The organism is Mesorhizobium sp. WSM4848, assembly GCF_055811375.1.
In genome coordinates this window covers 1-9,840 of record NZ_JBVVPX010000069.1, presented here as the reverse complement: position 1 = coordinate 9,840, position 9,840 = coordinate 1, and the positions used below count along the sequence as shown (strand labels likewise).

At 56.8% G+C, this 9,840-nt stretch carries 6 protein-coding genes and 3 pseudogenes; 7 read left to right on the top strand and 2 right to left on the bottom strand.

Annotated features, from left to right (window positions below):
* From AC0L16_RS32905 to AC0L16_RS32875, 7 genes and pseudogenes are all read left to right on the top strand, one after another.
* A pseudogene (locus AC0L16_RS32905) lies at nt 1-329 on the top strand (ATP-binding protein); the annotation flags it as partial.
* 742 nt (nt 330-1,071) lie between these two features.
* Nucleotides 1,072-1,482: pseudogene (locus AC0L16_RS32900) on the top strand (IS5/IS1182 family transposase); the annotation flags it as partial.
* 487 nt (nt 1,483-1,969) lie between these two features.
* On the top strand, nt 1,970-2,110 hold the full coding sequence (locus AC0L16_RS32895; protein WP_473625686.1) for an ATP-binding cassette domain-containing protein: 141 nt from the start codon (nt 1,970-1,972) through the stop codon (nt 2,108-2,110).
* A 341-nt stretch (nt 2,111-2,451) separates the two neighbouring features.
* Nucleotides 2,452-3,834 carry an amidohydrolase family protein gene (locus AC0L16_RS32890; protein ID WP_473625683.1) on the top strand — a complete coding sequence of 461 codons (1,383 nt, stop codon included), beginning with the start codon at nt 2,452-2,454 and terminating at the stop codon, nt 3,832-3,834.
* Between the two features lie 112 nt (nt 3,835-3,946).
* Nucleotides 3,947-4,981 carry a helix-turn-helix domain-containing protein gene (locus AC0L16_RS32885; RefSeq protein WP_473625682.1) on the top strand — a complete coding sequence of 345 codons (1,035 nt, stop codon included), beginning with the start codon at nt 3,947-3,949 and terminating at the stop codon, nt 4,979-4,981.
* Nucleotides 4,982-5,245: 264 nt separating this feature from the next.
* Nucleotides 5,246-6,565 carry an aspartate aminotransferase family protein gene (locus AC0L16_RS32880; RefSeq protein WP_473625681.1) on the top strand — a complete coding sequence of 440 codons (1,320 nt, stop codon included), beginning with the start codon at nt 5,246-5,248 and terminating at the stop codon, nt 6,563-6,565.
* Nucleotides 6,566-6,625: 60 nt separating this feature from the next.
* Entirely contained in the window at nt 6,626-7,780 is a 1,155-nt protein-coding gene (locus tag AC0L16_RS32875) for a M20 aminoacylase family protein (RefSeq protein WP_473625685.1), read from the top strand.
* Between the two features lie 114 nt (nt 7,781-7,894).
* On the opposite strand, the gene AC0L16_RS32870 is transcribed toward AC0L16_RS32875, so the two are convergent.
* Complete coding sequence (locus AC0L16_RS32870) at nt 7,895-8,299, bottom strand: transposase (protein ID WP_473625679.1); 405 nt, start codon at nt 8,297-8,299, stop codon at nt 7,895-7,897.
* Nucleotides 8,300-8,356: 57 nt separating this feature from the next.
* Nucleotides 8,357-9,838: pseudogene (gene tnpC / locus AC0L16_RS32865) on the bottom strand (IS66 family transposase).
* Nucleotides 9,839-9,840 lie beyond the last annotated feature (2 nt).

Sequence of the window (9,840 nt, the reverse complement as noted above, 5' to 3'; positions counted from 1 at the left end):
CCTATCACCGCGTTCCTCGGCTGTTCGCCGCCCTCGCGCTTGCAAGAGGCGACGGGCGATACGGCAGGATCCTCAAACCACTCGCCAAAACCGACCTTCTCATTCTCGATGATTGGGGCCGGAAAAACTCAATGATGACCAGCGGCGTGATGTGCTTGAGATCATTGAAGACCGCTACGAACGCCGATCGACAATCGTCACCAGTCAGCTGCCCCTGGATCGCTGGTACGAGATCATTGCAAACCCAACTCTGGCCGAGGCCATCCTGGACCGCCGTTCACAACGCATGCGAAAACAGCGCTCGCCAAGAGCGTCTGAAACAGCGCAAGCTTGACCGGAAACGAAACCCAATCCAAACATCAACCAGACCCAGGATCAGTCCGAAAAAATGGCCGGCTTCAAATCGGAACACCGGCCGGAATGAAATCGGAATGACTGGCCGGCTTCAAATCGGAATCGATGGCCGGCTTCGTCGGAATACGCAGAAAAAATGATCCTCGCGGGGAAGCACAAGGCCATCGCGATCACCGCGATCGCTAGAGAAATGGGGCTTTCCTATGGGCTATCGGCCAGGAAGTGCAACCAGCTCACCAAGCTTAGCCAAGCGCCCGCATATCGCGCGCATTAGAAAGAGGAAAAAAGATCGATCATCTGCTGATGCTCAATATTGGAGGCAGGGCCCCGGTCGGGGAATCTTCGATGGAACTGAGTGGCCGACTACGTCGATGCCCGTCCTTAGATAGAAGCAGCCCCAGGCGTACACACGGAAATGCGGTATCCAACCCGCGTATAAGAGTTTGCAAACCGTCGTCTTGAGGTCCTGTCTCCTATATTGCGCATTAGCTACGCTATGCAGGACCGGCCATTATTGGCGGGATGAACAGTCGTGGCCATGCCGCTTGCATTTGAACATAAGAGTTCTAACGACACGGACATTGCGCCAAGATTGGTTCGGATAGCGGCTTGGGTGTCGGCCCCGTCAGTGTTCAAAAGCATGATTGTCTCCAGAGTGGGATATTGAGCAACCTCACTTTGGCAGAGCCTAGGCCGCTACCCACTCCTCATGGGATCTATGACGGGCACACGCTCTCACGCACCGTCGGTCAGGCTGTTGCCATGGGTGGTATCGATCCGGATCGCATCTAGGGTCGACAAGGGCTATCGCGGTCATGATTACACCGGATCGGCGTCGGTGATGATTGCCGGAAGCCGGCGCGGGCTGACGCCGACCATGCGACGGGAGCTGAAACGACGATCGGCCATCGAGCCTGCCATCAGCCATATGAAGGCCGATGGCAGGCTGGCCTCGGGCATGCTGGCGACGCCATCAATGCACTGCTCGTGGCCGCAGGTCACAATCTGCGCCTAATCCTGGCGAAACTGGCTCTTTGGCGTGCCTTCATCAAGGCCGCGCTCACCGTTCTCATGGCGAAATTGGATACCTCTCCAGATCTTCCCACTGCCAGAAGATCAATGATTTAGCCGTTGTTCAGGGCCGACTTATTCCTTCCGAGAGGGCTGCCCAACGCACCTTCAGATATAGTTCCACTGTGTGGAATCCCCAATTCTCCTCGACACTCTGCAGAACGAAAACAGATAATCGGGTTCTACTGCGCCGGCAGGATTATTCCGCCGCAACCGTGGTCGACTTGCTTACCGGCGCTCTCAGATTGAAATCTTTGATTGAAATCTGATTTCTTCGTAGGCTGGCTTGCTCCGCTGGAGGTTATCACAAAGAGCTGCGAGCAGTTCGAGAGCTCTCCGGTCATAACCAATACGGTCAGATCATAATTTCAAGAGCTTGTACCTGATTTCGAGATGTCTAGGATAGGCGCGGCCGAGACCGTTCGGATCGGATGGGCGCGAACCGTGCTGGTCAGCGGTTTAATTTGCACTGAATTCAAGTATAAAATGGGCAATGTAATGAAAGGTGAAATGGTCACGGCCGTGAAGTCGTGACGCGTTACGGATCTGTCACCGCGGTCGAGGGAATGTCCGTCGACGTGAAAGCGGGGAGTTTCTCTCGCTCCTAGGTCCCTCTGCTTCTGGCAAGGCGACCCTTTTGATGATGACCGCGGGCTTTGAACGGCCTACTGCGGGGTCTCATTGAGGTCGGTGCAACCGATATGACGCATGTTGCTCCCAACAAGCGCAATTTGGGGATGGTCTTTTAGAAGTATGCCCTCTTCCCCACATGCCGGTGCACGATAACGTCCAATGCGTATACGCAAGATCGACCGTGCGCAGATGGAGCGGCCGGTCGAGGCGGCACTCGCCATGGTCCAGCTCGGCGCCTACGGCAGTAGGTAACGCGGTGGACGTCGGCGGCGGATCTCACGCTGACGCTGGCCTCCGGACCAGCGCCAGCGTGTGCCAACTGTTAGACCGAAAGTCCTCCGTCCTATCTGCTGGGATAACGCCAGCCGGTTCGACATCGATTAGGGAAGCGAGATGGACTCCAATACGCCAAAGGAAGTTGATCTGATCATCAAACGCGGTCTGTGCGTCACGAGTGATCCCGATCATCCAACTCATACATCTGGATCCATTGCTGTCAGTAGCGGAACCATCGTGGCAGTCGGCTGCGATGAGATAGTGGCGACCAACTACTATTCTGGTAATGTCATCGACGCCGATGGCGCGATCGTTCACGCGGGCTTCATAGATCCGCATGTACACCTGACGTCTGCAGCCTTTCACGCATTTGACCTGGACGCACTGGCCAGTTGTGGCCCAACATATGTCGATCTTAAATGTGCGACCGACGAAGATATTACCGCCGCGCTGTCGTCCGCTTTCGCTATCGCTATGCTGCGAAAGGGATATACTTTATTTTCGGAAGCTGGGACGGTATTCGAAACAGACGCCATGGCCGATGCAGTGGCTGGATGCGGGGTCCGGGCGCTTGTCTCTGCCCCCTATGCCTGGGATGAACTGTCGGTGATGAGAGTGTCTTCGCGCAGCCTAATTCCGGAGAAGATGCTCAACAGGGCTCCGCCAGATTTTGCCACGTCGATTGAAGCGCTGGAAAGGGAGCTTCGGCGAAACTCGGATCCTAAAAACCTCGTGCAAGGCTTTGTTTGCATCTATGGCGAAGGCTGTTGTAGTGATGAGCTGACTATCGCGGCTAAAAGCCTGGCTCGCCAGCACGACACCATATTCAATCAACACCTTGGCTACCTTGCTGATGCATACGCCGCCGAATATCAACAACAGGGCGAAAGTGGCGTGCGGCGGTTGCAACGGCTCGAAGTGCTCGACAATCTAACAACGCTGACACACTTAAACGCCATCTCTGCTGCTGACGCCGATATCATTGTTGCCGATGGCGTGAATGTCATTTGGTGTCCTCTTAGCGTGCTTCAGCGTGCTCTCTTCGTTAACAGCGAAGTGCAGCAAATCGGGCTGTTCCGTCGTGGCGTATCGGTAGCTATCGCGATCGACACTTTGCTAAGCTTCCCCCTGGGGTCGCCTGCGATCGCGGCAAGCCTCCTAGCCGGCTCACTTCGTCAGCCGCTGTCGAACTCCGACATCCTGAGCATGCAGACGTTGGACGCAGCCCGCTGCCTTGGGCAGGACGCCCGCCTCGGCAGCCTTTCTGTTGGGAAGAAGGCCGACATCGTAGTCCGAGCAAAGGGAGATATCACGCAGAGCCCGGCAGGGATCGCAGACAATCTCCTCGGTATCTCGGGGGCCGCCATTCCGGTCGATACCGTCGTCATAGACGGTAAGATTGTGATGCGTGAGGGAGCCGCGACACTCGTCGATGAGCATATCGTTCTCGCCAAGGCGCTAGTGGAGCGCCAACGGCTCCTGCAACGAGCCGGCTTTTGATAACGATGAAGCTATAGTGCATTGGTTCATGATCGTTTATGATGCCATGGTCGTCGATCTACAGGCATGGTCACAGCTGTAGGGGTTATGCAAGGTTGCTGGTCTGAGACCCTTGATTGATGTTTTGAAGGGAAGGCAACAGAACAAATTGTCTGCAATTTACGAACGCTTAGCTGCTGGCAGGACCTTCGTTCGTTTGCTATCGCATCCGAGCGGCTTGACTGACGCGGTTCGCACCGTCCCCCCAACCAGCTTTGGTGAAGGTTACGAGGATGCGTTCCCACGGCATGACGAAGTTGTGATCACTGCTAAACATATCACCGCCAGTAAGACGTTCGAAGACAGGGAACCTGGCCTTGGACGCATCGTTTTTCTGTTTCATCTCCAAGGACATCGGATCTTAGACATGCCGAGCCTCGGCCGGCGGGAGCTCCGCCTTCCGACACTTGTGATCTACCACCATGCGGAGGGCGCGCCTCGTACAAGCGTATGGACTAAAGGGGATACGGAAACCTCAATTCTCATCGGCTTCTGGCCAAGTCGTCCTCCCAAGATCATCGAGAAAGTGGCCGCCATAAGCGAGTTCGTCCAACAGCTAATCCCGCGATCCAGCGATCCTTCGTTTTGGCTGGAATTTCCGCTTACTCTCGATATGGAGCGGTCTGCGAGACAGATAGTGGCACCCACGGTGCATCAATTGGTCATCCATGATTTTCTTTCCGCGAAAGCTGATGAATTACTTTGTCTTGGCATAGATGCCGCGCTGGTAAAAGCGAGAAGAGCAGAAGGTCATCCCATCGACGACGGCGAAAAACTCGATCGGGCGGTTAAGGTCATTGAGGAGAATTTCCGAACGACGCCCACTATGGGGTTCATTTCGGAGCAAATAAAGGCTCATCCAACCGTGATTTCGAACCTATTCCTTGAACGGTTCGGCTGCACAATTTCCATGTACTGCGCGCGAAAGCGGATGGAGATGGCAAACCGCCTGCTTCAGACGACGGAAATGCCGCTAAAGCAAGTCGCGTACGAAGTTGGCTACAATCACGTCGCGAACTTCAATTTGGCATTCAGAAGAACATTTGGTGTGACCCCGGCACACGCGCGCCGTGGGGATGCATCGGCGATTCAAGGCTCCGCATCATAAAAGTTCCACCTTTGCAATAAAGCTCTGAGGTCGCAATCTTGCATTAGGACCTCTATTGTCTCCCAAGCATTACGGTCGGCGTTCTGAAGGTGAGCCGGACTAGCGTTAGCGGGCGATGTTCGGCGACATCGTAATCTACAAGATCGTTTTCTGGCGCAGGTGGTCGCTAACACAGCTCCGGCAAGGCTGCGCGGCCGTGTGCGGTCCGACTTTTATCCGGCGGTAAAACGAAGCCGTCGCAACTTCGGCATATGGAGCACCAACATGCTGGTACAAAAGCAGGCTGACACCCTTTCCCTTGCTCAGGTTCTAGAAGAACTCGAAAGCAACTACCGAAAGCGTAATGCCAAGAGCCACCAACAGGTGCAGCGTGCTTCTGAGGTCTTGCCAGGGGGAAGCACCCGATCCGTTTTGCACTTTGATCCCTTTCCCCTGGTGATCAGCAAAGCTTCGGGAAGCACGGTCACAGACTTGGACGGGCACACCTATGTCGATTTTTCGAACGACTTCACTGCAGGGTTTTACGGTCATAGCGATCCGGTGATCGCCACGGCAATGACGGAGGCGATACACTGCGGGTTGAGTTTCGGTGGACCCAATCTGTATGAAGAGCGATTGGCCCGGAACATCTGCCGTCGCTTTGCCTCCATTGACCGAGTTCGCTTCTGCAATTCGGGGACTGAAGCGAACCTCATCGCATTCCAATTGGCTCGCCAAGCAACTGGACGTAACAAGATTCTGGCGTTCAATGGTGGCTATCACGGCAGCATGATTAGCTTCCTGGGTGGAATGAACCTCAACTACGGAACCTCTGATTTCGTGTTCGCCGATTTCAACTCTGCTCCATCAGTCGAAGCTTCCGCCAACAGCGTCGGTGATGACCTCGCCGCCATCGTTGTCGAGCCCATGATCGGCAGTGGTGGTGGGATTCTCGCCAATCGCGAGTTCCTTCAATTCTTACGCGAATACACACAGAAGCACAGCGTCCTGTTGATCTTTGATGAGGTGCAGACAGCCCGTATGGCGGGCGGCGGTCTACAAGAATTTTTCCACATTCGTCCAGATCTGACTACGCTGGGCAAATTCTTAGGCGGTGGTGCGAGCTTCGGGGCCTTCGGCGGCTCATTGGCCGTCATGACTCTTCTCGATGCAACAAAGCCGGGAGCCATTCCCCATGGTGGGACGTTTAACAACAATATCCTGTCCATGGCCGCGGGCGACGCCGGCCTGAGCAAAGTTGCTACACCATCAGCAATCGAGGCAGCCAACGGGCTTGCTGCGGGCCTTCGCGAACGGCTGTGTCGAGTCGGCAGCAGACTGGGAATTCCGCTGCAGCTTGGCGGATATGGAACGATCATCTCGATCCATTTCCAAGACAGTCCGATCACGCGCCCTTCAGATATCAAAACCAATGCGCAACAACGAAAACTCGTTCATCTTGAACTGCTGGCGCGGGGCATTTATGCGGCTCGGCGCGGCACCATCAATTTTTCGCTCGCAACCACATCGGCCGACGCACAAGCGTACGCGGACGCTTTCGAGGAGGTTTGTGCGACACATTCTAACTGGCTGCGGAACAACTAGAAGTTGACCGAAAATGGCATGGCGCGAAGCTCCACTGCGTCGAGCGCTCGTATCGCCGCGATGACCAAAACTGATGTTCTGGCCTCAGCAATAGAATGGCGCCGCGATTTTCATCGTCATCCAGAACTCCTTTTTAACCTTGAGAGGACTTCTGGCCGGGTGGCGGACTTGCTGCGTAGTTTCGGATGCGACGAGGTGGCCACGGGTATCGGAGAGACCGGCGTCGTGGCGGTACTAAAAGGTGATCAGCGTTCCGGCTCACTCACTATTGGGATAAGAGCCGATATGGACGCACTTCCCATCGCCGAAAAGACTGGGCTGGAGTTCGCCTCAACCGTCCCCGGAAGAATGCACGCATGCGGGCATGACGGCCACACTGCAATGCTTCTCGCTGCTGTAAAACTACTGGCAGAGAAGCGAGATTTTCCGGGAGTTTTTGTTGCCATATTCCAACCCGCCGAGGAAGGCGGCGGAGGCGCGAAGGTCATGATCGACGAAGGGCTTTTCGACCGGTTCAAGATCGACGAGATTTATGCCCTACATAACATGCCTGGACTGCGAATCGGATCGTTTGCTCTTTCCAGCAATGTGATGATGGCCGCGTCCGATAGGTTTGACCTTAAGGTTGTCGGAACGGGAGGACATGCAGCGCGCCCGCATGAGACAGTCGATCCTATTGTCATCGCCAATCAAATAATCAACGCTTTTCAAACGATCGTTTCGCGGAGCGCCGATCCCCTCGATCCGATGGTGGTATCCGTCACATCGATCCGCGCGGGCGAAGCATACAACGTCATCCCCTCGGAAGTTTCCCTGAAGGGTTCTGTCAGAACGCTGTCGGACAAAAATCGAGAGTTGGGGGAAGGCCGGATCAGAAGCATCGCGTCTTCTATCGCGAGTGGCTATGGGGCTGAAATCGAACTGATGTATCACCGTGGATATCCGTCGACGGTGAATCACGCCGAGCAAGCCATGGTTCTTGCTGACGTTGCCTCAAGCGTCGTCGGAGAGGCTCTAGTCGATCGCGCGACTCCGGCGCTAATGGCGTCGGAAGACTTCTCGTATATGCTTCAAGAGCGTCCAGGTGCCTTTATCTTTCTGGGCAATGGCACGAGCCACGGTCTTCATCATCCAAATTATAATTTTGATGAGAACGCCCTAGCGTATGGGATCGATCTTTGGGTGGAACTGGTGAGAAAAGTTCGAAGCGGATAGCGACGAGCAAAAGGATGACGTCCCAGGGAATTTTTTTAATCGCGTTTGTCAAACTGGTTGGGCTTTGTTGCGCAAATCGCGCTTCGGGCGGAGTTGCTCTTTCCCTGGACAGATCTATCCCGCGCGCCGCGTGAACGGCGTTCCGAGGGCAGTGAAGCGGCTCAAGATGGCTGCCCTGATCTGCAGCTCGGCCGCATGGCGGTCGAAATCGCGCGACATGACGCGTCCAGCCAACAACTTGAGGCAGCGTATCTTGGCCTCGACCAGACCTCGTCGGTGGTAACCGGTCCAGCGTCGCCAAATTGCCCGGCCAAGGCGGCGTTGAGTTCGCAGCGCCTCATTGCGGGCTGTCGCTCCCGCCGTTCGCTCCTTCCACGGCTTGCCGTTTTTGCGGGGCTGGATAACCACCACCGCCCCGCGCTCGGCAATGGCCGCGTGACAGGCGCGGCTGTCATAGGCACCATCAGCCGTCACCCCACATCGATGGTGCGGGGTCGAACGTGAACGTTGTGCGGCCAAGCTGCGTTCTGCAGTTATATGGATGCCTGATGAGATGGCGCAGCGTAAGCGCTGTTCTCAGGCCACGGCCTCGAGCTCGGGAGCCGGGATGTAGGCCCATGGCAGCAGATCGTCGATCTGGCTGTTGGGGTGGCTGTTGACGATCCTGGTGAGGACATCAGCAAGATAGCCGAGCGGCTCGACACCGCTGAGTTTGCAGGTTTCGATCAGCGACGTGATGACTGCCCAGTGTTCGGCGCCGCCGTCGGAGCCTGCAAAGCGCGTTCTTGCGGTGAGCGCAATCGGACGGATTGAGCGCTCGACCACGTTGCTGTCGATCTCAATGCGGCCATCGTCAAGGAAGCGCGAGAGGCCTTTCCAACGCGAGAGCGTGTAGCGGATCGCCTCGGCGAGCTTGGTTTTCTGGCTGATCAAGCCGAGCTTTTCGCACAGCCAGGGTTCGAGAATCGGCGATGATAGCGCGGCTATTTTCCTGACGCATCGCACGGCGCTTCCTCGGCCGATTGGCCGCGGATGCGGTCCTCGGTCATATAGAGCTCGGCGATCCGTCTCAGCGCCTCACTGGCGATCGGCGCGGGACCGGCTGCCGCCAGTTCATAGAAGCGTCGGCGCACATGTGCCCAGCAGAAGGCGAGCGTGACGCCGCTTTTGTCGGCCAGCACGCGATAGCCGCCATAGCCGTCGACCTGCGAGATTCCGGTGAAGCCTGCGAGATGAGCGATCGGACGCTCGGCCTTTCGGTCCGGCGCATAGACATAGGCGACGCCCGGCGGGTCGCTCCCATTCCATGGCCGGTCATCGCGGGCATAGGCCCAGAGTTGGCCGGTCTTCGTCTTGCCGCGGCCAGGATCGAGCACCGGCGCGGTGGTTTCGTCAGCAAAGAGCTTCGGCGAAGCCTTCAGCTTGCCAAGCAGCCGCTCATGCACCGGGCGCAGATGCCAGGCGGACCCAGTCGGCGAGCGTGGAACGATCGAGATTGATGCCTTGCCGGGCATAGATCTGCGCCTGACGATAGAGCGGCAAGTGATCGGCGTATTTGGAGACCAGCACCCGGGCGACCGTTGCCTCGGTCGGAAGACCACCCTCGATCAACCGGGCCGGCGCGGGAGCCTGAACGACCACATCCTCACAGGCGCGGCAGGCATATTTGGGCCGGCGCACGACGATCACACGCAGCTGCGCCGGAACGATGTCGAGCCGCTCGCTCACGTCCTCACCGATCCGATGCAGGCCATTGCGGCAGCACGGGCAAGCATGGTCCTCGATGTCGACGACCATCTCGACACGAGGAAGATTCGCCGGCAGTGCACCCCGGTTGGCCCGGCGTTTGGCAGTCTTTGCCTGGCGCTGGTCCGGAGAGGCCCCCTCGGCCTCTTCCTCGCCGGCCGCCTCGATCTGTTCAGCCTCCTCGAGCCCAAGAAGGAGCTGATCCTCGGGGAGCGTCTCGGCACGCCGGCCGAAGCGATGACGCTGTAATTCCTTGATGATCTGAATCAGACGGGCATTCTCGACGTCGCGCGCCAGGACCATCGCCTTCAGCG

What these genes read in the sequence shown, in the direction of transcription:
- AC0L16_RS32880 (WP_473625681.1), top strand. Translation starts at nt 5,246, where the DNA reads ATGCTGGTACAAAAGCAGGCTGACACCCTTTCCCTTGCTCAGGTTCTA.
- AC0L16_RS32875 (WP_473625685.1), top strand. Translation starts at nt 6,626, where the DNA reads ATGACCAAAACTGATGTTCTGGCCTCAGCAATAGAATGGCGCCGCGAT.
- AC0L16_RS32890 (WP_473625683.1), top strand. Translation starts at nt 2,452, where the DNA reads ATGGACTCCAATACGCCAAAGGAAGTTGATCTGATCATCAAACGCGGT.